Genomic DNA, 24,550 nt, shown 5'->3' on the forward strand with positions numbered 1-24,550 from the left:
TGTCACCCTTAGCCACACATTCGCATATTAACTTCTGTTAGTGTAGGAATTTCTGCATGAAGACGCTCTCTTCCCCTGTCCGGCCCTGCCGTCCTTCCCCCGAACTGCCCACCGACGTCGTCCGCGCCGCGGTCGACGAGCTCCGCGAAACCCGGGACCGGCTGCACGCCAGCCACCGGGTCGCCCGCTGCGATCTGCGCCTCGTGCTGCGCGAGCTCCGCTACGGCCCGGCGGCGGGCCCGGAACCGGCGTCCGGTCTCGTGCTCTCCGGCGAATGCGTCTGCCGGGATCTCGTCGCCGACGTCCTGCACGTCGTCATGATCTTTCTGACGGAGCACGGCGCCACGATCACGAATCCGCCCGGCGCCGTGCGCGTCCACGTGCGCAAACGGGTCCACGACGTGCTCCGGTCCTACCGCTGCGCCCGCGGTGCGCAGGCGAAGCCCAAGCAGGTGCGCAGCAACCGCTACGGGCTCGCGCTTCCCGACGAAGAGCACCGCGCGGTGTTCGGGCACCTCGTCGACGAGGCGGGCTACTCCGCCCCGCTGCCCTCGGGCGGCTATCTGGTGCGCCGGATCGCCGAGCGCTGCGCCGCCGAGTTCGGGAAGCCCGTGCCGTACTACGTGGAGCGGATCCCCGCGATGCTCGCCACGATCCAGTGCGTGTGCAGCACTGGCGCACGGGTCAACGTCGGGACCCGGGCCGCTCCGGAGTACGTGAGCTGGTACGACGCCTACATCGAACGCCCGCTCGGACGCCGCCCGGACAGCGCGGTCGCCTCGCTTTCCGACGACGACGCGTCCAAATGGGGCAGCGACTGCGTCGCCGACCCGAGCGCGCAGGCCGCGTTCGCCGCCGTCGAACTCCGCGATGCCAGCGCCGACCCGGACGCGGTCGTGGTCGACACGGTCGTCACCGGATTCGCCGGAGTGCCGCCCGACGACCGGGAGACCAGCCTGCGGTCCGCGCTGCGCGGCTTGGCGGACAACGGTTTCCTGCCCCGGCAGCGCGCCGAGTCCCTGCTGTCCGACCCCCAGGGCCTGGACGACGTGATGTCGCGCGTCCAGGCGGTCATCGAGGCGAGGCAGGGGAAGGTGAACCGTGGCTGATGAAGGTGCGCACGACGGCGCGGACCGGATCGCGGCGCTGCTCCGGGAAAATCCGGGCCGGGTCGAGCCGGAGGACGCCGCCGACGCGGGGATCGGCCTTCTGCAAGCGCTCGGACCGGACGCCAGCGTCGAGGAACTGCGCCTCGCCGCCGAACTCGTCGGGTTCGCCGTCGACACCGCGTCCGGCCACCCGTCGATTCCGCACTGGCAGCGCGTGCTCGGCTGCGCGCACGGCTGGATCGCCGAGGAGACCGGCTCTGCCGCGGACTACGAGACCGCCGCCTCCTGCCTGCTCGCCGCCGCCTCCGCGCCGGGCAGCCCGCCCGAGGTGGCGGAATCCGCCGCGGTGGAAGCCAGCGAGATGGTCGCCACCCTGCTGCGCACCGAGGCCGTCACCGCCGAGCGCGCACGGCAGCTGACCGGAGCTCTCGACAGGATCTCCTTGTCCTGGACCGATTCCCTGAACGCCGCCTACTTCGCACTGGGCCGGGCGTGGGCGTTGCGATGGGCCCATCCGCTGACCGGGGACCACAACGATCTGGAGCGCGCCGCGGACCTCCTGCGCGGCGCGCTCACTGCGCCGGCGCTGGCCGAAGCGGGCCACGATTGCGTCGACGGATGGCAGCTCTTCGTCGATGTCCTCGAACAGCTGTACTTGGCCGGCGCGGACCGCAGCCTGCTCACCGAGGCCCTCGCCGCCGCGAAGAAGCTGCTCGAACTGCTCGCCGCCGATCCCGAGCGGCTGCCCGATGCGCACGGCATCGTGGCGGAAGTCGCCAACGAAATCTTCTGCACCAGCGACGGCGAGGCCACCGCCGAACTGGAAACAGCAATCACCTCCTACGCGGCCAAACGCGCGTCGGCGGGCCTCAACGACCACGAGACCGTTTGCTGCGCGCTCCTTCTTCAGGTTCGCGGCTGCACCAGTGAAGACGCCCCGGTGCTGTCGTCCGCCGCTGAGGTCTTGGGGACGCCCGAGCGCGCGCCCGGGTCGGAGGTCGTGCTCGCCGGTCTGCACGAGTCGCTGCTTGAACTCTCCGGCCACGAACACGCCTGGCCCGCGGTCGAATGGGCGACCCGGGCACTGACGCACGCCGACGTCGATCCCGGCGTGGTCGTTCCGTTGCACAGCAGCAGGATCAGCGGCCTCGCCGCGGCACTGGACGCTTTCGGGGGCGACGCGGTCGCGGACCGGTGCGACGTCGACGCGATCCTGGCCGAGGCCCGCGCCGAAGCGCTCGCCGGACCGGATGCCGCGCGGGCGCTCCTGGCGTACCGGACCGCCCAGCTGCGCGGCCAGTGGATCGCCGACCGGTTCCCGCTGGACGTCAGCCTGATGCAGGAAGTCTTCGCGGAAACGGCGGACGCTCTCCGCCGGATGAGCGAGCACGACGAGGAGGGCCGGAGCCCTGAACTGGGCGCGGCCGCGGCCGTGCTCGAAGACATGATCCCGGTCTTGCTGGGCTACCGGGATCCCGGCCCGCTCCGCGCTGCGCTGAACGACGAGGGCGTGCGAAGCCTCCTCGACGCGGACAGCCTGCTGAAGATGCTGGACCAGCGCACCGCGCTGCAGGCGATGGTCGACGGCAAGCAGCCGCTCGGTCCGGGGATTCAGCAGATGGTGGCGGATCTCGCCGCGACCGAGGCGGCGCAGCCCGGCGAGGAGAGCGCGGCGCTCCTGCCGCTGCTGACCGCGCTCGGCGAAGCGGCGGGTTCGGTGGAGAACGGCGATCTGGCCGCCCGGACCGCGGCCTATCGCAAGGTATTGCGGATGTGCGGCGAACTGCCGGAGAAAGCGGCGGCGAGCCCGTTCGTCCGGCGCATCCGGGGTTTCGTGTCCGCGCAGATGGTCCTCGGCGGGCACGACGGCGACGAGGCCGAGCCCGCCATCGAGGACCTGGAACGCGCGCTGGAGCGTCCGGACAGCGGGCAGCCTGCGGTCGACGAGCAGCTCTGCCGGCTGCTCCGGCGGCGCGGCGGGCCCGGGGACTTCGCGCGCAGCCGACAGGTCGCCCTGCGCGCGCTGGCCCGGCAGACCTGGCAGATTTTCCTTTTCCCGCAGTGGGAACCGAGCACGCCGGTGCACCGGTTCGCACGGACGGCGGCGGGCTGGTGCCACGAGGACGACGCCCTCGACGACCTCGTCCGCGTCGTCGAGGCCGAACGCGGCGCGGCGCTGGCCCGCGGCGCCGGGGCCGAGTTGCTCCGCGACCGCCTCGGCCAGACCGGACGGGCCGAGCTCGCCGAGGCCTGGCCGTCTGCTCAGAGCGCTGATGAGGCGGCTCGCCGACGAGTGGCCGCACAGCTGTCCGAAGAGGACGAACGAACGCTGGCCGAGCCGCCGGGGCCGGACGAGATCCGCCGTTCGCTGCGGGACCGCGGGCTGGACGCGCTCGTCTACCTGATTCCGCACGATCCGGCGGCGGGCGGCACCGCGGTGGTCGTGCCCGCCGAGGGCCCGGTCGCCAGCAGCAGGCTGCCGCTGCTCGCCGCCGAGCCGTTCACCCGGGATCCCAGCCGCGAGCCCGCGGCGCTGGACGCGCTCGGCGGCTGGGCGTGGCTGGCGGGCGGCGCCGCTGTGCTCGCCGCCGCGCAGGCCGCCGCGCCCGGCCGGGTGCCGAGAATCGCGCTCGTTCCGGCCGGGGCGCTCGGCGCTGCGCCGTGGGCGGCGGCCTGGCGCGAAACCGGCTCCGGACGCCGGTATCTGGTGGAGGACGTCGAAATCACCCTGGTCCCCTCGGCGGGCCTGCTCACTCGTCGCTCCGCTATGGACTCTGCCGGGCTCGCGGACGGCGAGCTGGTGTTGCAGGCCTGCACTGCGGACCACGCCACGCGTTCCTCGTACGACGAAGCGCTCGAACCGTCCAGCGCGTTCCTCGCGGCGGGTGCGCGCGTCGTCGTGCGCGGAGCATGGCCGCATTCGCCCGCGCCGGTGCTGTTCTCGCTGTTCCAGCAGTATCTCGACGAGGATCCGGCTCGCCCGGCGGCCGCCTTCCGCCGGGCGCAACTGTCGATGCTCGCCCCGGACAACGGCTCGGCGCACATTTCGCGCTGGGGCGGCTTCGCTCTGCTCGGGGCATGACCGCCACGGCCGTCCGTCAGACGGGATTGTGGGCGGATCTGTGGGGTGAGGCGTGGACCAACTCGGGTGGATCGCGGTCGCGGCCGGGGCGGCCGGGCTGCTGCTCGTCGGCGCGGCGCGGGTCGCGGCGGCGGTCCGGATCCGGCGGCACCGGACGCTGATCGCGGACGCGCTGGAGCGCATGAGCGCGCTGGCGCGGGAACCGGCCGCCCGGCCGCGGCTGCGGAGTCTCTGCCGCGACGTGGCGGAGGTGCTGGCCCGCCAGGACCGGATCGCGCTCGCCTTGCGGGCAGGCGAAGCCCGGGCCGCCGGGGATCCGGCGGACCTGTCCGTCCTGATCACAGCAGACGGCGTGACGACGACCGCCGAGCCGATGCGCGAGCACCGGCCGGACGACAGCGCGTGGGAGGAGACCGACGTGGCGCCGCTGGCCAGCACGCACCCGCAGCTGCGCGAGATCTCCGAGCAGTTCGGGCACAGCACCACCCGGCTGATCGCGCTGGGCCGGACCGTCCTCGGCGAAGGGGAGCGGCTCGGTCTCGCTGAGACCAGCACCGGGAAAACCCTCGCGGCAGCGCTCGACCAGGCCCAGCAAGCCGTACGTGCCGCGGAGGGGCTCGCTGACCCGCTGTCCGCGCTGGCGGCGTTGAGCGTCGTCGAAATCCCGGTCCCGGAAGCGGGATTCCCCGGCCAGGCGGTGGCCGACGAGCTGCGCGTCCAGGCGAACGCCTTGGCCCGGCTGGGAATCCGGCACCGCACGGCACTGTCCCGGCACCGGGACGCCCGCATCGAGAAGGAGCGGCGATGACCAGGTCCGTCCGCCAGACCGGCTACGACAAGCGCGAGTGGCGCGCCGACCGCAGACGCGGACGCAGGGACGGACGGCTGCGCACCCCCGCTTACAACGACGTGCTCGCCATGGTCGCCGACGACGGCGCGATCACCGCGCCCTATCCCCAGTACCTCCAGAGCGTCGCCCTCGACGAGATGGCCGCCGAGCTCGCGCAGTACGTGCGGCAGAACAAGCCGCGGTTCGAAGAACTCGGTGCGCTGCGCCGACGGTACGCGGACACGAAACTGGGCCTCGAGCGCGCGACCGACGGCGTCGTCTCCGCGGAAGTCCCGCTCACTCCGGAAGAACTCCTCCCGCGCAGCCGGATCGAGGCCCAGCCCGGCCAGGACACCGTCCTGCGCAGCCGCCGGGAGGCCGCTCGGGCCAGGAGGATCGCGGCGGCGCGCGGCGGGGAAGCCGCGATGCAGCACGAACTGGACGAGCTGGGCGGCCGGATCGCCGCCGGGGAGCAGGCGGCCCGCTCCGACTTCGCGCTCGCGCAGACCAGGGCCAAACAGGCCGGGGCCCGCGGCGCGATGCGGGTCGCCACCTATTGGGAGCACCTCGTGCTCGCCCACGCCGAAGGCGCCTATCTGGCTCCGCTGATCCGCTACACCAGCCAGGTGCTGCCCTCGTGGGTCTTCGAGGACCCGAGCGGCCCGCCGGAATCCCTCGGCCGCCGGTACGAACTGCTGCACGTCGTCGAGCGCCTCCGCCCGGCGGCGCCGGAACCCGAGTCCGCCCCCGACGCCGGCGCCGAGCCGGAGAACTACGAGCAACCCGCATGAGAATCAGGAAAAACCGGCCGGAGAGCATCCCGGCCCCGATCGAGCGCCGGCTGCGGAACCTGCGCGAGCCCGCGCCGCCGGAGGTCGCGGTCGCCGAACTGGCGCGGGACGTCAGCCGGAAGATCGAAGAGCTCGGGCCGGACGCGGGCGCCGCGGCGCCGCTCGACGCCTACATCCAGGCGCACAAGGCCAAGTGGGTCGTCGAGGTCAAAGACCAGCACAACAGGCTGCTGATCGAGATCGGGAAGCTGGAAGCCGAAACCGAGGCCCTGCTCGAATCCCGCCGCATCCGCTGCGAAGACCAGCGCGACGTGATGGACGACCTCGACGCCGCGGTCGCGCACGCGCTGGAACGAGTGACCGACCCGGACTCGCCGTACCACGAACCGGTCCGCCGCAGCGAGCGCAAGGGCGGGAAGCCATGACCGAGCCGAGGCGGCCGATCACCGTCCTTTCCCAGCGCCGCAGGGTGATCCGCGGCGACGCGTCGCTCATCGTCGGGCTGCCGTGGACGACCGGGCTGCAGTACCTGGCGCTCGTGGCCGCGGCGGCGGTGGACGTCGTCGCGTTCGACCAGGTCCTCGAAGAAGCGATCAACGAAGAGCCGTGGAAGCTGTGGATCCTGGTCGGCGGGTTCACCGTCGTCTGCCTCGCGCTCTCGCACTTCGCGGGCAAACAGTGGAAGGAAGCGTCCGTCCAGCGGCACGCGCCGAACGCGCGCTCGCTCGCCGCGGCGTGCGGCGGGGTGTGGCTGACGCTCGGGCTGGCCGCCTTCCTGTTCCGCTGGTTCTACGTCTCGTCGGACCAGACCGGGACCACCGTCGAAGTCGAGGGCCAGTCCCAGTCGCAGCTGCAGGCCGCCTCCGGCCAGGCGAGCCATCTGTCGGCGATCCTGTTCCTCGCGCTGTACCTCGGCACCGGCGTCCTGTCCGGAGCGATGGCCTACAAACTGCACAACCCCGCCGCCCAGCAGTGGGCGCGCGCGGTGGCCAAACGGGCGAAAGCGGCGGCGCGGCTGGCCGACCTGGAGGCCGGGCTGGTCGTGGCGCAGCGGCTCTCCGCCCAGGTCCGGGAGATCCGGCAGCGGGCCGACCAGGACATGCGCCTGCACTTCGCGCTGCTGGACAGCCTCGAAGCCAAGCTCGTGGCCGACGCGCGGATACGGCTGCTCGGCAGCGGCGCGGATCCCGGCGAACGCAGGCCGCCCGCGCCGGAGGCCGGCGAAAACAACCCCGAACCGAAGGACGGACGATGATCTCCTTGCGACCCCGCGGAAACAGCGGAAGGCCGTTCCCCGCGGCGCTGGCGTTCGCCGCCGCGGCTGCCCTGCTCTCCGCGTGCGCTCCGACAGGCGGTTCGGCCAGCGGTTCGACAGCCGCCGGGACCGGCCTCGCGGCAGACGGCTGCACCGCCGCGCCGGACAAGCCGGTCAGCCTGGTCGTGGGCGCGCGGGCGGGAAGCCAGCGGCCCGCCGTCGCCGCCGGGGTGCAGGACCTGCTCTCCGCCGCGGTGCAGAACCAGCAGAGCGTCCAGGTGTTCCGGGTCGACGGCCAGCCCTCCCGCGCGCTCAAGATCTCGCCGGTGATCAAGGGCAAGAACGAGTCCCAGCGCAAACAGGAGATCGCGAGCGCCGTCCAGCAGGTCGCCCAGGCCGTCTCCGGCCTCGGCCCGAAGAAGCCGGAGGCGGACGATCTGACGGCGCTGTCCGAGGCGGGCAAGCTCACCGGCGACGGCGGCACCGTCGTGCTGATGGACTCGGGCCTCTCCACGACCGGCACGATCTCCTTCCGCGACAGTGCGATGTTCGACGCGGACCCCGGCGAGTTGGCGAACTTCCTTGCCGCGAAACACCTTTTGCCGGAGCTGAAGAACAAAGCGGTGTTCCTCGCCGGGCTCGGCCTCACCGCCGATCCGCAACCGGCCTTGGACGGCAGCCTCCAGAAAAAGGTCGTCGCGCTGTGGCAGGCCGTCGCGGCCAAGGCGGGAGCCACATGCACGGCGGTCCTCCCGCTTCCCGATCGGCGCCAGGACACGGTCAAAACCGACCTGCCGGTCTCGAAGGTCGACGTTCCCGCGGCGCCGGTGTTTCGGCCCTGCGGCACGACCGTGCTGCGTGACAGCGGGCCAGTCGGCTTCCTGCCGAACACGGCGCGGCTGCGCGACGAAAAGGGGGCCCACGACACCTTGCAGACCTTGGTCTCGCAGCTCGCCGGCGGGCAGAAAGTGACCCTCACCGGGAACACCGCGACGTTCGGCTCGCCCGCCGACAGCGTGACGCTGTCCAAGCAGCGCGCCGAAACCGTGAAGGCGCTGCTGGTCAAGGCCGGTATCGCGGCCGACCGCATCACCACCGTCGGCGCGGGCCAGAACGGGCCCGGCCGCGTGCGGGACATCGGCCCGGACGGGACGCTCGACCCGGTCGCCGCCGCCCAGAACCGGTCCGTGGTGGTCGAGCTCTCGTGCGGCTGACCGGATTCGCGAGGACCGCCGGGTGACCGCACCGCACGGCGCCCCGCCCACCGAAGTCGAACCCGGCAGGCGTGCGCTCGACCGAGGCGAGCCGACCGAGATCGAGCCCGGCCGGTCCCGCCCCCGCGGCGCGGGCCGCGCTCTGCCGCGCCTGCTCGCCGAACGGTTCCGGATCGAGCTCGACATCACCGGCCCGGGCGGCCAGGGCGACGTCTTCCACGTCGTGCGGCGTTCCGACGGCGCGCCCCGGGTGCTGAAGGTGCACCGGCCGGGCTGGCTCCCGGACGAACGCGTCGTCGCGTTCCTCCGCGGCGAGTGCCCCGCGCACGTCGTCGGCTGTGCCGAAACCGGGGTCGAGGACGACCGGTTCTACGAGGTCATGCCGCACCTGACCGGCGGGACCCTGCTGGACCTGCGGCTGCGGCATCCGGCCGGGGTCGCCCCGGACGTCGTCGCGGAGGTGGTGCGCCAGCTCGCCGACGGGCTGGCCGCGGTCCAGCAGGCGGGCATCGTGCACCGCGATCTCAAGCCCGCCAACATTCTGGTCGCCGGGCTCGAACCGCTGACGGTGGCGATCGCCGACTTCGGCATGGCCCTCCACGTGCCGGCCGGCGAGGCGCACACCGACGAAGGGCGGATCGGCACCGTCCCCTACACCCCGCCCGAGTTCCACGTCGGCCTGGTCCGCCCGGCCTTCGACTGGTGGTCTCTCGGGGTCTGCGCGGCGGAACTCGCCACCGGGCAGCCGCTGTTCCCCGGGATCACCGTCCCGCAGGTCATCCGCGACCGCCTCGCCTCGGGCCGGCCGATCGACACCGGCGCGGTCGCCGACGAGGGCCTCCGCCTGCTCTGCGACGGCCTGCTGACCATGGACCCCGACCACCGCTGGGGCGCCGAGGAGGTCGCCGCCTGGCTGCGCGGGGAACGCCCCGCCGTCAGCACTCCCCCGCCCCGGCCCGCCGACGACCCCCGCGCCGGGGAACCGTACGTCTTCGCGGGCCGCCAGTTCTGGGACCGGGAAGACCTCGCGGCCGCGCTGGTCAACGACTGGGGACTGGCGCTTTCGGTGCTGTGCGGGAAAAACCCCGAACCGGCGAGGCGGCTGTCCGCCTGGCTGGCGGCCTTCCCCGACGACGGCGCCCGCGTCCCGCCGCCCCGCCGCCGCGCGCCCGCCGACGTGCGCCTGCTGCATCTCGTGCGCGCGGTAGCCCCCGCCTTCCCGCCCTGGTACCGCAGATGGAACATCGCGCCCGGCCCGCTCGCGCAGCTGGCCCAGGAAGGCTACGAAGGAATCGTCCCGAGCACGGACGTCGTCGCCGAACTCTGGGACTGCGAACTGTTGCCGCTCCTCGCCTCCGGCGGCGCACGCGGGGAGGCATCGAGCGGGCTCGGCCTTCAGGAAGTCCGCCGAAACTGGCGGACGGCCTGGGATCGACTCGCCGAGCGCGCGGCAGCCGTGGCGAACGCGGACGCGCGCCGAGCCGCCGAAGTCTTCCTCCGGGAGGAACGGGAACGGGCGCTTTCCTTGGCACTGCTCGCCGCGACGGCCACCGCGGAACACACCCGAACCATCCGCCGCGAGCTTGACGAACAGGCACGCGCCTTCCGCCTGGACTGGTTTTCGGAGCTGGTCCGGAACAACGACTGCCGATGGATCGCCATGGCCCTCGTCGCCCACGCCGAAGCCGAGTCGGCCCGGCTCGCCGACGAACGGCGCGCCCAGGAGGCGCACGAAGCCTGGCTGCGCCGCACGGAAAGCCTGCGCGACTGGTCGCGGCGGCAGAACCGCCCGCAGGCGCTCAGCTACGCCGCCGCCGGGGTCGCCGCGGTCACCGCGTTCCTGCTCGCCTTGCTCGGGCTGAGCGACGTGGCCGAGGTCGCCTCCGACGCCCAGATCGTCGACTCCTGGGTGGGCCTCGCCGCCGCGGCCCTGCTCGTCCTCGTGTCGGAAAGCCTGCTGGCGTGGGAAAGCGGCGGCCGGTTCCATCCCGCTTACTCGCTGCTGGGCGCCGGCCGGGTCGCGCTGGGCAGGCTGGCCAGGCGGCTGCTCGCCCGCCGCACCGCCGTCCCGGCGGCTCTCGCCGCGGTCGCGGGCCTGGCCGCGCTCACCGTCGTCGCGCCCCTCGCCGCGCCGTTCCTGGCGGCTTTCCTGATCCTGCCGTGGACGGTCCAGCGGTCGATGGCCTGGCGCGCACAGGACCGCCGCGAACGGGAAATCCTGGCCCGCGCGGGCGGCGGCGGTCCGTCATCCCATCCATGAGGAGGTAGCCATGAGTTCTGGAACGATGGTCGTCGCACCTGCCGGGCTTCCGATCGTCGCGGCGGGCGCCATCGTGGTGGCCGGCGCGTACGCGGTGACGGCCGGCGCGGTGCTGGTGGCCAGGGCGGTCGGCGCCGCGACCGAAAGCGCGGTCCGCGCGATCGGGGAATCAGGCGCCGCGCTGGAACGGGAAATCGCCGCGATCGAGGCGGCGGAGGCGGCCGGGCAGTGGCGGCGGCGCGCGATGGCCGACATCGTGGCGGTCAACGCCCGGCTGCGGCTCGTCCGCGAGCGCGCCAAAGCGGCGGGCATCGGGCTGCCGGTCCCTCCCCCGCTCGCTCTCTCCGCCGAGGTGACGCCCGCCCTCGCGGTCCGCTGGGTGTCCGACACCGAGTACCAGATCGCCCGGCTGCACAAGGAAATCGACGCGGCCGCACCGCCGCTCCGGGTCGTCCTCACCGCGCCGAACACCGGCGCGGACCGCGACCTCTCCGCCGAACTGGACCGGTACCGGCGAGCCGTCGCCGACCGGCACGCACCGCGGCGCGGCCCGGTCGCCGCCACGTCGGTCGCCGACGTGATCGGCCTGCTCGACCCGGACGCCACCACCGCCGAACTGGAGCAGATGCTCGCCGCAGCCGCCGCGATCCCGGCCGGGGCCGAGCAGCCGATGTACTTGAGGCAGCTGCGCTACCAGATCGTCACCGAGCTCAACCCGGCCATCGAGCGCCGGCGGCTGGCCGCCACCTGGGTGTCGGCACTGGACGACGGCCCGCTCGCCGAGGTTTTGTCCGCTGTGGACCCGCCCGCTCCGCTGCGCGGGACCGCCCGCGCGCTGCGCGAGGTCGTCGAAGGCACTCGCGACCTGACCCCCGAATTGCGCCGCGAGGGCGCCCGGCTGATGGACTGGGCCGACGAAACGGCCGGGCGGGCGTTCGTGCGCGACCTCGTCCGCCGCTGCCTCGCCGAGGACGGCCACGAGGTGCTGGACACCTTCGAGGGCAAGGATTTCAGCGGGCTCCGGATGGCCCGGCCCGGCTGGGCCGACGAACACGCGACGGTGGTCCGGGTGCACCACGGCAATCGCATCGAACACCACCTCGAAGCGGCCCGGTCCCCCTTGAGCGACAGCGAGAAAGCGACCGGCGAGGAACGCTGCGCCGTCGCGAACGCGGCGATGCGGACGGTCGCCGCCGCCGCGGCGGCCGCCGGAGTGGAAGTGCGCCTGGAGGAAACGCCCGCGCAAGTGGCCGGTGCAGACGCCGTCGAGGACATCGAAACCGCGTCCCGGCCCGGCGTCCGGTACCACACCTGATCCCTGCCCGCCCGGCCCGAAAAGAGCGCGCCAGTGTCCACCGAACCCGGTATGCAGCATCCTGTCCCGGCCTTCGCCAGCGAGATCGCGGGCACCCTCGCCGTGCACGCGCAGTACGTGCTGCACGGCAACATCCGCGACTCCTATCTCGTCGAGCACCAAGGCGCCACGAAAATCCTGTCGCTGACCCAGCTGCTGTGGCACGTGCTGGAACCGGCCGGGTTCGACGCGCTGGTCACCTACGACGCGGTCGCCGGCCTCGACGTGCATCCGTCCACACAGGACGCACGACGGGCGGCGGAACAGGTGCTCGGCTGCGGCGTGCTGGGCAGGCGGCCGTCCCCGGAACGCTTGCGGGCGCACCTGGCCAAGATCGCCGGGACCGCCGAGCAACCGCCGCTGGAGACCGACGCCACCGCGCACGCGGCCGCCCGGTCCGGCGGGCCGGGACGGCCGCTCGCCCGGCTGGCCTTCGTCGTGGACCACGCCTCCCGGCTCCTGCGCTCGCCCGCACAGCTCGACGCGAAAGAACGCGACGAGTTCGTCTACTTCCAGAAACTCGCGCTCGCCGCGGTCCGGCACAAGTACCCCGACCGCCCGCGCGCGCTGTACCACCCGGTCATCTGGCTGGCCGACAGCGAACGCGACCTGCCGATCTGGTTCACCGCCGGGATCGAGGCGATCCGCACGCTGGCCGCCCCGGTGCCGACGCTCGACGACCGCGAGCGGATGGCGAAGCTCCTCGTTCCGCTGCTGCCCGCGGCGGCCGAGCCGGAACCGCGGGAAATCCCGCCGGAGAAGGAGTTCGCCGCGCTCACCGAGGGCATGCCGCTGGAAGCGCTGCTCAAGATCACCCGGCTGGCGGCGGACCGGGAGCTGGGCGTGGACCGCCTCGCCGACGCCACGCGGATCTACAAGCTCGGCATCGACGACAACCTGTGGCAGCGGGCCAGCGTGCGCGCCGAGATCACCCGGGGCGAGAAGGTCATCGCCGAGCGGGTGCTCGGGCAGGAGCGCGCGATCGGCAAGACCCTCGACATCCTGAAAAGGGCCGCGCTGGGCCTTTCCGGGGCGCAGGCGAGCACCTCGGGCCACCGCCCGCGCGGGGTGCTGTTCTTCGCCGGGCCGACCGGGGTGGGCAAGACCGAACTGGCCAAGCAGATCGCCGAGCTGCTCTTCGGCGACGCCCAGGCGTACCTGCGGTTCGACATGAGCGAGTTCTCCGCCGAACAGGCCGCCGACCGGCTCATCGGCGCTCCCCCGGGCTACGTCGGGTTCGAGGCGGGCGGCGAGCTGACCGGCGCGGTCCGCCGCAGGCCGTTCCAGGTGGTGCTCTTCGACGAGATCGAGAAGGCGCACAACCTCGTGATGGACAAGTTCCTGCAGATCCTCGAGGACGGCAGGCTCACCGACGGCCAGGGCACGACCACGTACTTCTCCGAATGCGTCCTCGTCTTCACCTCCAACCTCGGCATCCTGCGGACCGACCCGGAGACCAAGGCCACCACCCGGCTCGTCGAGCCCGGCGCCCGGTACGCGGAACTCGAGGAGAGCGTGCGGCACGAGATCCGCGACCACTTCACCACGGTGCTCAAACGGCCCGAGCTGCTGAACCGGTTCGGCGACAACATCGTCGTCTTCAACTACATCAGCCCGGAGGTGGCGGTGCTGATCCTCGAAGGGCAGCTGCGCAACGTCGTCTCCAAGGTGCGCACCCAGCTCGGCGTCCGGCTGGAGCTGAAGCCCGCCGTGCACTCCCGGCTGGCCGCGTTGTCCTGCGAGGACCTGGAAAACGGCGGCCGCGGCATCGGCAACATGCTGGAGAGCAATCTGGTCAACCCGCTGGCGCGGATGCTGTTCGACGAGAACGCCGCCCGCGGCGACCTGGTCGAGGTCTTCGAGCTGCGCCCCGGCGGCGAGGACGACGGCCCCGGCCTGACCGCGCGGCTCACCCGGGGCGGGGCCTGATGCGCTGGGCGTGCCCCGAGGATCCCTCGGAGGTCTTCGACGACGGAGCGTCGATGTGCGCGGAGCACACGTGCCCGCTGGTGGAGGTCGCCGAGGAACCGCCTGGGGGCGCCACGACAGAACGGGGTCGAACGGACGGGACGGACATCCCGGTCCAGCCGGCGGACCGGCGGAAAGGGTGGAGCCGCGACCGCTGCTGGCGCTGCTCGCACGAGGCCGCTCCCGGCAACACCCAGTGCACGCGGCTGGAGTGCGGCCGCTCGCTGACGCCGCCCGCCCTGTACATCGAGTTCGCCGGCGGGGAGGTCGAAGTGAGCGAAGGCGTCCGGGTCGAGCTGGGCAGGCTGGGCTCCTATCAACGGGTCTTCCGCGATCATCCCAACGTTTCCCGCGCGCACGCGGCGGTGCGCGTCGACGCCGACGGGACCGCCTGGATCGAAGCGCTGCCGACCCCGAACGGGACGTTCCTGAACGGAGCCGAGATCCAGCCGCCGCTGGACCGGCAGCTGGCGTCCGGCGACCGGATCCGGTTCGGCCGGGACGTCGAGGGCTCGATCACCCTGTACCGCCGCTAGCCAGGAGAGCGCATCGTGACCCATCCCCCGCAGGAGGCGCCGGCCCCGGCGTCCGCAGACCGCGCCCCGCGTGCCCGGCCGCGGCCGCCCGTCCCGGTCGAAGACCCGCGCACGCCCGCCGCGGTGCTCATCGCCGAGGCGCGGGCGCGCGGGGAAGCCGACGCCCGCAACCACGTGCGCGACGGCTGGTCGTTCACCGATTCCCTCGCCGCCGCGCACGACGCGGAAACCGAGAAGGAGGACTACGCGAACCTCCTGCGCCAGCGCTGCCGTGCGGCGGTCGCCTCGGCGCAGGAACGGCATCTCGCCGTGCTCCAGCAGACTGCGCTCTTGCGGGAGCAGCGCGACGAGGCGCGCCGGCAGACGGCTGCCGCCCGGCAGATGATGAGCCGCCTCGCGGGACGGGAAGCGTGGCTGCGCGAGCCGGATCCGCACCGGCCGCCCGCGGAGGCCGGCGAGGACCAGGCGCCCGAGGACGATCCGGTGTGGGAGGGCGAAACCACCGCTCTGGGGTTGCGGTGGAGGGTCCTCATCCTCGCCGGGCTCGTCGTCGTGCTCGGTCCGGTGCATTACCTGGTGTTCCAGCATTTCCTCTCCGGCGTGCTGCCCGCCGCGGCGGCCTGGGCGCTGGGCGTTTCGTCCGCGGTGATGACCGTGCTCGGGCCGCACGTCACCGCGGTCATGCTGCGGTCGGGCCGGGCGACCGGCAGCGACCGCGCGCTCAAACCCGCGGCGGCGGTCCTCGGCGTCGCCTGGACCACGATGGCGGCCTTCCTGGGCATGGTCGCCGCGTCCGTCGTCGGCGCGGACCACGTCCGCCTCGCGTCGCTGGACATCACGGGCACGACCCTGGTGGTGATCGTGATCGCCGGACTGCTGGTCGGCGGCTCGGTCTCGTTCATGGTCGGCCTCGCCCGCCGACATCCGTTCCAGGAGGCGTACGCGGCGAGCAGGCAGCGTTCGGAGGAACTGGAGGCACAGTTGCAGGAGATGATTCTCGAACTCGACCCTGGCTTCGCGGACTTCGCCGCGGTCATTCCCGAGACCGGCGGCCGCCAGCCCGCGACCCTGATCGAAGCGATCCAAGCCGCGTACCGCGCCGCGGAGTACGCCTACTTCGACGCGTTGTCCGCCACGACCGGCGATCCGGCCTTCACCGAAGCCGTCGAGAACCGGCTGAACCGGACGCGTCCCGCATGAGCGCGCGGCTGCGGATCAGCCGGACCCACTACCCGGTCCGCGCGCTCGGGCCCGGGCACCGGCTCGGCATCTGGCTGCAAGGCTGCACTTTGGCGTGCAAGGGCTGCATGTCGCGCGACACCTGGTCCGCCGACGGCGGGACCGAGACGCCGGTCGAGGACCTGGCCGCGCTGTGGCAATCCGCGGTGGACCGCGGTGCCGCCGGGCTGACGGTGAGCGGCGGAGAACCGTTGCAGCAGGCGGAAAGCCTCGCCGCGTTCCTCGCCGCCGCGGACGAGATCCGCCGCGGCACAGACCGCGACCTCGACTTCCTGCTCTACACCGGCTACGACGAGGACGAACTGGACGAGCCCCGCCGGGCCGCGGCCGCGCGGGCCGACGTCGTGGTGTACGGCCGGTTCGACGTCGCGCAGCCGACCGACCTGGTGTGGCGGGGTTCGGCGAACCAGCGCATGGTCCCGCAAAGCGCACTGGGCAGGCACCGCTACGCCGAGTTCGTCGACTGCGCGCCCGCGCGAGGACCGCTCCAGCTGGAGGCGGGCGACGACGGCCCCTGGATCATCGGCACCCCTCGCCGAGCAGCGCTGCGCACCCTCGACCGGTCGATGAAAGACCTCGGACTCGACGTCACCGAGGTGACGTGGCGACGCTGACCGCGAAGGCGGCACCGTACCGGGCAGGTTCGTGAGGGGAACCCCGCAGGCGGGGCCAGCGGCTGAATTCCCGGCAGCGGCGTCGAGCGGTCCAACCGGGTCGTCCCACCGGTCCAGTCCGCGAGACGAGGCGGTCCGCCGCGGTTCCCGGATAGTGCGTTGTCATCAACTCCCGCGCGGTCCATCGAACCCGCGGAAGACGGCTCCTAGCTTCGATTTTGCCGAAGCAATTTCGATCAGCAGGAGCTTTCCCATGGCTGGCAACGACTTCGTCCCCGTCACCCCCGATCAGGTCCGGCAGCTGGCGAGCCAGGGAAAGCTGGCCGCGCACGCCGCCGCGGCGCGCGGCGAGGCCCGCCGCCGCCTGCGGGCCGCCGTGTTCGAGATCGCCGAGCCGGTCCTGTTCCGGAACCTCACCCGGAAGCTGGAGGCCAAGCGCGGCCACTACCGCTGCGCCGCCGGGGTCCGGCGCCTCGACGACCCGTGCCTCGACCGGTTCCACAACGACATGGACGCGGTCATCGACGACATTTTCGCCAACGCGCGCGTGCCGATCGCCTCGCTCGAAGGGTGGATCCGCAGCAGGCTCGGCCACGCCACCGTCGACGGATACCGCCGCAGGCGCAGCGAACGCGGTGCCTTGCAGCGCCCGCGGGTCCCCTGCTGGCTGGCCGCGGAACTCGGCCGCGACCCGGTGCTGCTCGCGCTCGCCGTCGACATCCTGGACTTCGTCGGCACGGACGCCGCGGTGGGGCCCGGGATCTGGCCGGTCGAGCAGTGGGCGGAATACCGCGTGGGGTGCGGCGCCGACCCCGCGACCGCCCGCCAGGAGGTCGCGCGCGACATCGCCGCGGTGCTGTCCGCCATGCGCGTGCGGCCCCGGTGGTACGCGGATTACGTCGAGCGGCCGCTGGGGCGCAAACAGCCTCCGTCGGTTCCGCTGCAACGGGTGTCCGCGGAGAACGGCGAAGACCTCTTCCTCGTCGACCCGTCCGGCGGCCAGGAACCGCCCGACGCGCTGACCGAACTGGCGGCGGTGGCGGTCGCGGCGATCACGAGCCGGATCGCGGCAGGCGAAACGCCCGAGGAGGTCGTGCTGGACGTCGTGGCGTCGGTGTTCGACGACGAGCCTCGGGCCGCCGAACCCGAGGCGGTGCACCGCATCCTGGCGGCGGTGACCGCGCCCTGAAGCGGCGGCCGTCCGTCAGGGAAGAGCAGAACCGGAGCGAGGAGGCCAGGGTGGGCAACGGCACGGACGTCCCGGCGGATCCGGCTGCCGTCGCGCGCTGCCGGGCGGCAGTGGACGCGGTGGCCGCGGGCGGGCGGCACGACCTGCCGTCCTTCCTGGCCGACCTGCGCGCGCTGCCCGCCGGGCATCCTTTGCGGAGCGAGTTCGCGGCCACCATGGTCACGCTGCTGACCGACGGCGGCAGCGGACCGCCGGTCCAGCTCATCGCCGAGACCGGCGCGTTGTTGGACCTGGCGGACGCCGCGCCCCCGCACCTGCTCGCCTGGCCGCAGGCGCGCGCCTCGGCACGGGCCTTCCAGCTCGCTTGCCAGGTGCAGGACCGGGAAGCCGCGGCCGCCGAGGTCGTCGCCGAACTGGACGAGCTCACGACGGAGCAGGCGGGATTCCCGCACACCCTCGCCGCGCTCGCGGCCGCCCGCCACGGAGTCGGGCTCAGCGTGTCGTTCCAGCGCGGCGACGAAAGCAGCGCGATGGGCATGATCGAGCAGATGGGGCCGCTCATCGACCGCATCGGCGACGAGCAGCGGGCCGCGCAGTTGCGGGACGTGCGCGACACGATGGCCGAATTCCTCCGGGCGCAGCACACCGGCGACTGGTCCGCGACGCAGGACCAGCTCGAGCGGCTGCGCCACAGCGCGCTGGCGCTCGGCCTCGACCCGTCCGCGTTCGAGCTCCCGCCGAGTTCGAACGCGATCTTCGGCCTGCTCACCGACCCGATGCCCGACGTGGACGGGCTCACCGCCGAGGAGACCGTCCGGCGGTACACCGGCGGCGAAACCGGAGCGATGAACAAGCTCGCCGCCAGCTACGCGCTGATGCGCGGCGGGACCGAGACCGACCTCGCGCGCATCGACCGGGCCGTCGAACTCACCAAGGAGGCCGCCGCCGAGCCCGGTCCGGCGCAAGACCTCGCCCGCAACGGCGTCGCGATCAACCTGTGGCGGCGCGCCGAGGTCCTCGGCTCGACCGAAGGCCTCGACGAGGCGCGGCAAGTGCTCGAAGACCTCATCCGCGACCTGCGCGGCCGCGACGGATCGGCGAATCCTTTGTGGACGGATGCCAACAACCTGCTCTCGCAGATCAGCCGCCGGCTGGGCGACCACGCCGCCTCCGGCGAGGCGGGGTTGACCGCCCTGTACCGGTTCGCGCGCCGCGCACTGGTGGAGTCCGATCCCGCGGTGGCCCGGACCGGTCTGCGCGAGGCCGCCGCCATGGGCATGGACCTGGCCCGGCAGCGCGTCCTCGCGGGCGACTACGCGGGCGCGATGGAGGCGCTCGACACCGGCCGCGGCCTGATGCTGTTCGCCGAGGTCGAAATGCTCGATCTGGTGCCGCGGCTGCGCGCGGCCGGGCAAGACGCCCTCGCGCAGCGGTGGGAGACAGAGGGGCCGACCGCGCCGGGGCTGCGGGCAGAGGCCATCGAAGTGCTCGTGGACGCCGCGGGAGGAATCGAACATCTGCTGCGGTTGCCGTCTCCCGCGGACGTCCGCGCCGCGCTGCGCACCGTCGAGGCGGACGCCCTCGTCTATCTCGTGCCCGCCGACGAACAGCAACCGGGCATGGCCCTGGTGATCCCGCGCGAAGGACGAATGGCCTACCTGCCTTTGTCGTACCTGAGAGTGCGCCACGACAACGAAATCGAGGGTTATCTGACGGCCTTGTCGCGTTTTTCGCGTGAGCTGGCTCCGGTCGCGCAGACTTCGTTCACCGACTGCCTGGACGACCTCTGCGAATGGGCCTGGCGAGTGGCGATCGGCCCGCTCCTGGAACGCTATTTCGCGCGGGACGCGGAAACACGCGACCGGGTGCCGCGGATCGTGCTCATCCCGATGGCCGAACTGGCGGCCATCCCCTGGCAGGCCGCACGCAACCGCGAAGGCGCCTACGCCTTGGAACTGGCCGCGTTCTCGCAAGCGGTGTCGGCCCGCGAGTTCTGCGCCAACGCCGCGCGGCCCCCGGTACGGCTGACCTCGACCGGCCTTGTCGTCAGCGATCCGCGGACCGAAGGCACCGCGCGGGATCTGCCCGCCGCGCGGCTCGAGGCGCTGGAAGTCCACAAAGCCTTCCTGCACGCGGCGAAGTACGTCGGCCGCCGCCCGAACGGATCCCCGAGCCCGTCCGGACCGGGCACCGCCGAACAGGTCCGGGCGTGGCTGACCGCCGACGGCCCGCAAGCCGGAGCGGTGCTGCACCTCGCCTGCCACGGCCAGTTCACCTCCGACGAGCGGGCCGCGAAGGCCGTTCTGGTGCTGGCACCCGATTCTCCCGGCACGCCGGGCGAACTGGGCGCGGACGAGATCGTCCGGCTGCTGCACCGCACCCCCGGCCGCCGGATCGGCCTCGTCGTGATGGCGGCGTGCCACACCGGCCGGTCGATCCACGGCTACGACGAGGCCTACAGCCTGGGCACCGCGTTCCTGGCTGGCGGCGTCCGCACCGTCCTGTTCACCCAGTGGGCGATTCCGGACGAGGCGACGTCGATGCTGATGTACCTGTTCCACCACTACCTGCGCGCGGAAAAGCTGCCGCCGTGGCAAGCCTTGCGCACGGCCCAGCTCTGCCTGCTCCGTCCGGACGCGCCGATCCCCGACAGCGTCCCCGCCCCGCTGCGCGAGTCGTTCGCCCACCGCGAGCACGTGGGCGTCGCCGGATGGGCCGGATTCGTCCACGGCGGCCACTGACCAGCCCTCCCCCGGCGAAGGAGACAACCGGATGCCCCAGACCACCGAGACCATCGACGAACTGCGCGCCCGGCTCGCGACGCTCAGCGGCCCCGCGCGGACGGAACCGCTGGGCAGCCTGGCGCAGAAACTGTTCCAGCGCATGACGACCGCGCCGCTGGATTCGCTTTCGGCGCGCACCGATCTCGACGAGGCGATCCAGTGCGCCGACGAGGTCTACGGCCACCACCGCGAAGGCGATCCGCAACGCCCGCAGGTCGCGGCCTTCCTCGGGTACCTGCTCGCCTTCCGCACGGTGCGGACCGGCGACGGCACCCACCGTCCGCGCGCCGTCGAACTGCTCGAAGAAGCCATCGAGCACGGGCGGTTCCAGGTCTCCTACCTCGCGATCCTGCGCCTGGTGCTGGCGATGCTGCTCTTCACCGGCGCGCAGAACCAGCTGACCGGCATGGTCACCCAAACCCCCGCCGACCTGCTGTCCGGACGCCGTTCTCCCGCCGCGCTGCCGGACATCGACCGGGCCGAAGAGCTGCTGCACACGGTGTGCGACACCGACGGCGTGTCCGCCGACGTCTCCGAAATGGCCGATCTGCTGCTGCAGCTGTGCGACTTGATGAAGGCCATGCTCGGGCTCGGCGACCGGCCGCTGGACCTGTCTTCGATGCAGAACCTGTTCGCCCGGTTCACCGAACTCCAAGCCCGGATGGCCAACGGCGGCGCGGGCTTCTCCAGCCTGATGCGCAAAGCGATCGAGTCCGGCGCGGGCGTCCTGAACGTGCGTCCTGACGAGGTTCCGGTGATCATCGTCGAGGACGCCGCCGAAGAAAGCCCGGCGGTCGCGCGCGCGGAGGCTCCCGCGGAAGTCCCGCCGCAGCCTGTGCAGGCGGAGTTGCTGCAGTCCCTCGTCGCGTCGCTTTCCCTCGACGGCCGCCGCACTTGGCGCACCGCCGCGGAGTTGCTGCTGCCCGATACGGCTCCGCCCACGGTGGAATCCGTGGACACCGCGATCGCGCTGGCGAGCGAGGTGCTGGAGAGCGAGACCGCCGAACTGTCCGAAGAGGACACTGCGTTCACGCATTTCGCCCACGCCGTCGCATTGCGCCTCCGCCGACGCGCGGATCCGGACGGCGACGGCAGCGATTGCGAACTCGGCGCCCGCGCTCTGCTGTCCGCCGCGCGCGCCCTGCCGATCGACCATCCGGAACTCCCGGTCGTCCTGCGTTGCCTGGGCGCGTTCCTCCCGCCCGAACGGCCGCTCGCCGGACTCGACGCGCTCGCCGCCGGGTTCACCGGCCGCCTCGACGCACTGCTGGGCTCCGGGAACCTCGCGGCCGATCGCGCAGCGGAACTGCACGCGCTCCGCTGTGCGTGCCGGACCGCCTTCGCCGCGGCCGAACTCCGCAAGGCGGTCGAGGGATTGCCCGCCGGCTACCCGTGGCCGGTGTCGCTCAAAGCCGCGGCCCAACCGCTCGCCTGAACACGCCACCACGGAAGGAGGCCCGGCGTGAACCCGTTCTTCGGACGACACGCCGAACTCCAGCTGCTGCGCGAAGTGCTCGCCGCCGCAGCAGCCGGGCGCCCCGAAGCCCTCGTCCTCGACGGCGAAGCAGGCACCGGAAAAACGCGCCTGCTGCGGGAATTCGCCCGCACCGCACGCGAATCCGGCGCGTTCGTCCTCGCGGGCGGCTGTCTCGAACTGGCAGGCGACGGCATCCCGTACGGCCCGCTGACCGAGGCCCTGCGCGGCCTGGTCCGCGCCGAAGGCGAGCAGCGGGCCCGGGAACTGGCCGGACCCGCCTGGCCGGAGCTGTCCTGCCTGATCTCCGACTTCACCGCGGGCCCCGGGCCCGCTCCGGGCCCCGGCGCGCGGAGCAGGGTCTTCGGCGCGGTCGCCCGGCTGCTCGACCACATCGGCGGCCGGAAACCGCTGGTGCTGGTGTTCGAGGACGTGCACTGGGCCGACACCGCGACGCTCGACCTCATCGCCTACTTCGTGCTCACCAAGACCGACGAGCGGCTGATGCTGGTGTGCAGCTACCGGTCGGGACTGCGCACCGGGCATCCGCTGCGGGTCCGGCTGACCGAGCCGGAGTTCGTCCGCCGGACGCGCAGGCTGACCCTGCAACCCTTCAGCCGCAAGGAACTCCGGGCCTTCGTCGCCGCGCTGACCGGGGAGGACGTCAGCCCGGAGCGCGCCGACGAGTACTTCGCGCTGTCGGAGGGCAATCCCTACTTCACCGAACAGCTCGTCGCCGAGTCCGGCTCCGGGGCGGCCCGCATCCCGCCCTCGCTGGACGACCTCATGCACGAACGGCTCGCCCGGCTCGGCCCCGACGCGGCCGGGCTGACCAAGGTCGCCGCCGTCGCGGGCCGCCGGGTCGGGGACGCCGTGCTGGCCCGGGTCGCCGGGCTCGACGACCGGGCGCTCGACGCCGCGCTCACCGAATGCCTCGGTCAGCACGTCCTGGTCGAGGACGAGGACGATCGCTCGTACCGGTTTCAGCACGCGTTGCTGCGCGAAGCCGCGTACCGCGCGGTGCTGGCCCGGGAACGCCGCCGCCTGCACGCGCAGTTCGCCGAAGCGCTGGCCGAGGAGGCCCCGGCCAATCCGCGGCTGCTGCCCGAGCTCGCCTATCACTGGTATGCGGCCGACGACGCGGCCCGGGCACTGCACGCCTCGATCGGCGCCGGCGATTTCGCCCTGCGCTTGCGCGCGTTCACCGAGGCCGAGGTTCAGTACGCCCGCGCGCTCGACCTCTGGCCCCGGCTCCCCGATGCCGGACAAGTCGCGGGCGCCTCGCTCGACCAGGTGCTCGAGGCGGCCGCGAACGCCGCCCGCTGGGCCGGGCACCTGCGCCAAAGCGTCACCTGGGCCCGCGAGGCGGTGGCGGCGGCGAACGGCGCGGATCCGGTCCGGCTCGGCAGCCTGCACGAGCGGCTGAGCAGCTACCACTGGGAAGCGGGCTACGACGAGGAATCCCAGGCCGAACTGCGGGCCGCCGACCGCATCCTCGACGCGGCCCGGCCGAGCGCGGCGGGCTCCCGGGTCCGGTCCGCGCTCGCCACGGCGGCGGTGAAGTCCGGGAGGTGCACCGAAGCGCTCGAACTGGCCCGCCAAGCCGAAGCGGAGGCCCGAGCCGCGTCGGCAGGGCCGGAAACCGGACGTGCGCTCAACAGCCGGGGGCTGGCGCTTTCCGGCCTGGGCCGCCACGAAGAAGCAGTCGCGGCCGTCGAGAAGGCGCTCGCCGTCGCGGAGGCGGAAGACCATCTGGAGGACCAGCTGCGCGCCCGCGGCAACCTCGGCGTGTGCCTGGAGCGCGCGGGCCGGATCGTCGAGGCCGCGAAGCAGTTCCGGATCGGACTGGCGAAAACGAGGGAGTTCGGGCTGCTCGACTCCCGGCAGTCGGCACTGCTGGCGAACAACGCCTGCGCGACGCTGTTCCAGATCGGCGAATGGGACGAGGCCTCGGTCCTCGTCGAGGAAGTGCTGCGCTACCACCCGGCGCGGGAGACCACGTTCCAGCGGCTGACCAAAGCGGAGATCGACCTGGCCACCGGCCGGTTCGACGAGGCGGAGCGGCTCCTGGAGAGCGTGCGGAACCTGCCCAGCGCACAGCCGCGGTTCCTCAGTCCCGTGTACCGCTGCCTCGCCGAACTCGCCGAGGCGCGAGGCGATCCGGAGAACGCGCTGACGACCGTGCGGCACGGCATCGAAGCGGTCGCGGCGAGCGAGGACGTGCTGCTGGTGCTGCAACTGTGCGCCTGCGGCCTCCGCATCGCCGCCGATTGGCCCGAGCCCGGCCTGCCGCCGGAACTCCGGGCTTTCGCCGGCGACCTGGCTTCGCGGGCGACCGCGGGCGACGACCCCGAAACCCGGGCGCTAGCCGCGCTCTGCGCCGCCGAACGAGCGCGAGCCTCGGGCGCGGACACCACGCCGATGTGGGCCGGCATCGCGGAATCCTGGTCCTCTTTGGACCGTCCGTACCACCGCGCTTACGCGCTGGCCCGCGCGGCTGCCCGCGACGAGGACACCGCGACGGCGGCGGAAGCGGCCGCCGAGGCCGGGGCGATCGCCGGCCGGCTCGGCGCGGTCCCGCTCGCCGCGCTGGTCCGGCGGATCCGGCGGGCGCGCAAGCTGCCGGGTGCGGCCCCGGCCCGGCCGAAGCGTCCGTTCGGGATCACCGACCGCGAACTGCAGGTGCTGGACCTGGTGTCCCAGGGGCTGACGAACAGCCAGATCGCCACCCGGCTGCGGCTGGCGAAGTCCACTGTGGCCAATCAGCGCGCTTCGGCGATGCGCCGGCTCGACGCCAGGAACGCCGCCGAGGCGGTGCGGATCGCCCGGGAATGCGGACTGCTGGGGGAATGA

At 72.9% G+C, this 24,550-nt stretch carries 17 protein-coding genes; all 17 read left to right on the top strand.

All coding sequences use genetic code 11. The features are described 5' to 3' along the window. Window positions 1–56 precede the first annotated feature (56 nt). The 17 genes from H4281_RS33270 (at window position 57) to H4281_RS46640 (ending at window position 24,550) form a co-directional block, all read left to right on the top strand. The gene (locus tag H4281_RS33270; RefSeq protein ID WP_182894813.1) at window positions 57–1,109 is read left to right on the top strand and encodes a hypothetical protein; all 1,053 of its coding nucleotides are present in this window, start codon (window positions 57–59) and stop codon (window positions 1,107–1,109) included. Continuing rightward, on the top strand, window positions 1,102–4,191 hold the full coding sequence (locus tag H4281_RS46630) for a CHAT domain-containing protein (protein WP_182894814.1): 3,090 nt from the start codon (window positions 1,102–1,104) through the stop codon (window positions 4,189–4,191). The genes H4281_RS33270 and H4281_RS46630 overlap by 8 nt, the downstream gene beginning before the upstream one ends. A gap of 52 nt (window positions 4,192–4,243) precedes the next feature. Then, window positions 4,244–4,999: a hypothetical protein gene (locus tag H4281_RS33280; protein ID WP_182894815.1), complete on the top strand. Its 756-nt coding sequence runs from the start codon at window positions 4,244–4,246 to the stop codon at window positions 4,997–4,999. After that, window positions 4,996–5,811, top strand: coding sequence for a hypothetical protein (locus H4281_RS33285; protein ID WP_182894816.1), 816 nt, complete (start codon window positions 4,996–4,998; stop codon window positions 5,809–5,811). The genes H4281_RS33280 and H4281_RS33285 overlap by 4 nt, the downstream gene beginning before the upstream one ends. Then, complete coding sequence (locus H4281_RS33290) at window positions 5,808–6,236, top strand: hypothetical protein (protein WP_182894817.1); 429 nt, start codon at window positions 5,808–5,810, stop codon at window positions 6,234–6,236. The genes H4281_RS33285 and H4281_RS33290 overlap by 4 nt, the downstream gene beginning before the upstream one ends. Further along, on the top strand, window positions 6,233–7,066 hold the full coding sequence (locus tag H4281_RS33295) for a hypothetical protein (RefSeq protein WP_182894818.1): 834 nt from the start codon (window positions 6,233–6,235) through the stop codon (window positions 7,064–7,066). The genes H4281_RS33290 and H4281_RS33295 overlap by 4 nt, the downstream gene beginning before the upstream one ends. Then, window positions 7,063–8,280 carry an OmpA family protein gene (locus H4281_RS33300; protein WP_182894819.1) on the top strand — a complete coding sequence of 406 codons (1,218 nt, stop codon included), beginning with the start codon at window positions 7,063–7,065 and terminating at the stop codon, window positions 8,278–8,280. Before H4281_RS33295 ends, H4281_RS33300 begins: the two co-directional genes overlap by 4 nt. A gap of 22 nt (window positions 8,281–8,302) precedes the next feature. Beyond that, a complete protein-coding gene (locus tag H4281_RS33305) occupies window positions 8,303–10,540 on the top strand; it encodes a protein kinase domain-containing protein (RefSeq protein WP_182894820.1) in 2,238 nt (745 codons plus the stop codon). A gap of 10 nt (window positions 10,541–10,550) precedes the next feature. Continuing rightward, entirely contained in the window at window positions 10,551–11,855 is a 1,305-nt protein-coding gene (locus tag H4281_RS33310) for a hypothetical protein (RefSeq protein ID WP_182894821.1), read from the top strand. Between the two features lie 51 nt (window positions 11,856–11,906). Next, complete coding sequence (locus H4281_RS33315; RefSeq protein ID WP_182894822.1) at window positions 11,907–13,823, top strand: AAA family ATPase; 1,917 nt, start codon at window positions 11,907–11,909, stop codon at window positions 13,821–13,823. Next, window positions 13,823–14,398, top strand: a complete 576-nt coding sequence (locus H4281_RS33320) for an FHA domain-containing protein (RefSeq protein WP_182894823.1) — start codon at window positions 13,823–13,825, stop codon at window positions 14,396–14,398. The genes H4281_RS33315 and H4281_RS33320 overlap by 1 nt, the downstream gene beginning before the upstream one ends. A gap of 15 nt (window positions 14,399–14,413) precedes the next feature. Then, window positions 14,414–15,598 (top strand): hypothetical protein, encoded by a 1,185-nt coding sequence (locus H4281_RS33325; protein WP_182894824.1) that lies wholly within the window; start codon window positions 14,414–14,416, stop codon window positions 15,596–15,598. Then, entirely contained in the window at window positions 15,595–16,251 is a 657-nt protein-coding gene (locus H4281_RS33330) for a 4Fe-4S single cluster domain-containing protein (protein WP_182894825.1), read from the top strand. The genes H4281_RS33325 and H4281_RS33330 overlap by 4 nt, the downstream gene beginning before the upstream one ends. 253 nt (window positions 16,252–16,504) lie before the next feature. Next, entirely contained in the window at window positions 16,505–17,440 is a 936-nt protein-coding gene (locus tag H4281_RS33335; RefSeq protein WP_182894826.1) for a hypothetical protein, read from the top strand. Window positions 17,441–17,490: 50 nt separating this feature from the next. After that, window positions 17,491–20,181: a CHAT domain-containing protein gene (locus H4281_RS46635; protein WP_182894827.1), complete on the top strand. Its 2,691-nt coding sequence runs from the start codon at window positions 17,491–17,493 to the stop codon at window positions 20,179–20,181. A 31-nt stretch (window positions 20,182–20,212) separates the two neighbouring features. Further along, the gene (locus tag H4281_RS33345) at window positions 20,213–21,658 is read left to right on the top strand and encodes a hypothetical protein (RefSeq protein ID WP_182894828.1); all 1,446 of its coding nucleotides are present in this window, start codon (window positions 20,213–20,215) and stop codon (window positions 21,656–21,658) included. Window positions 21,659–21,685: 27 nt separating this feature from the next. Next, window positions 21,686–24,550, top strand: a complete 2,865-nt coding sequence (locus H4281_RS46640) for an ATP-binding protein (protein ID WP_182894829.1) — start codon at window positions 21,686–21,688, stop codon at window positions 24,548–24,550.

It is taken from the genome of Amycolatopsis dendrobii, from assembly GCF_014145675.1.
In the GTDB taxonomy this organism is placed as follows: Bacteria; Actinomycetota; Actinomycetes; order Mycobacteriales; family Pseudonocardiaceae; genus Amycolatopsis; species Amycolatopsis dendrobii.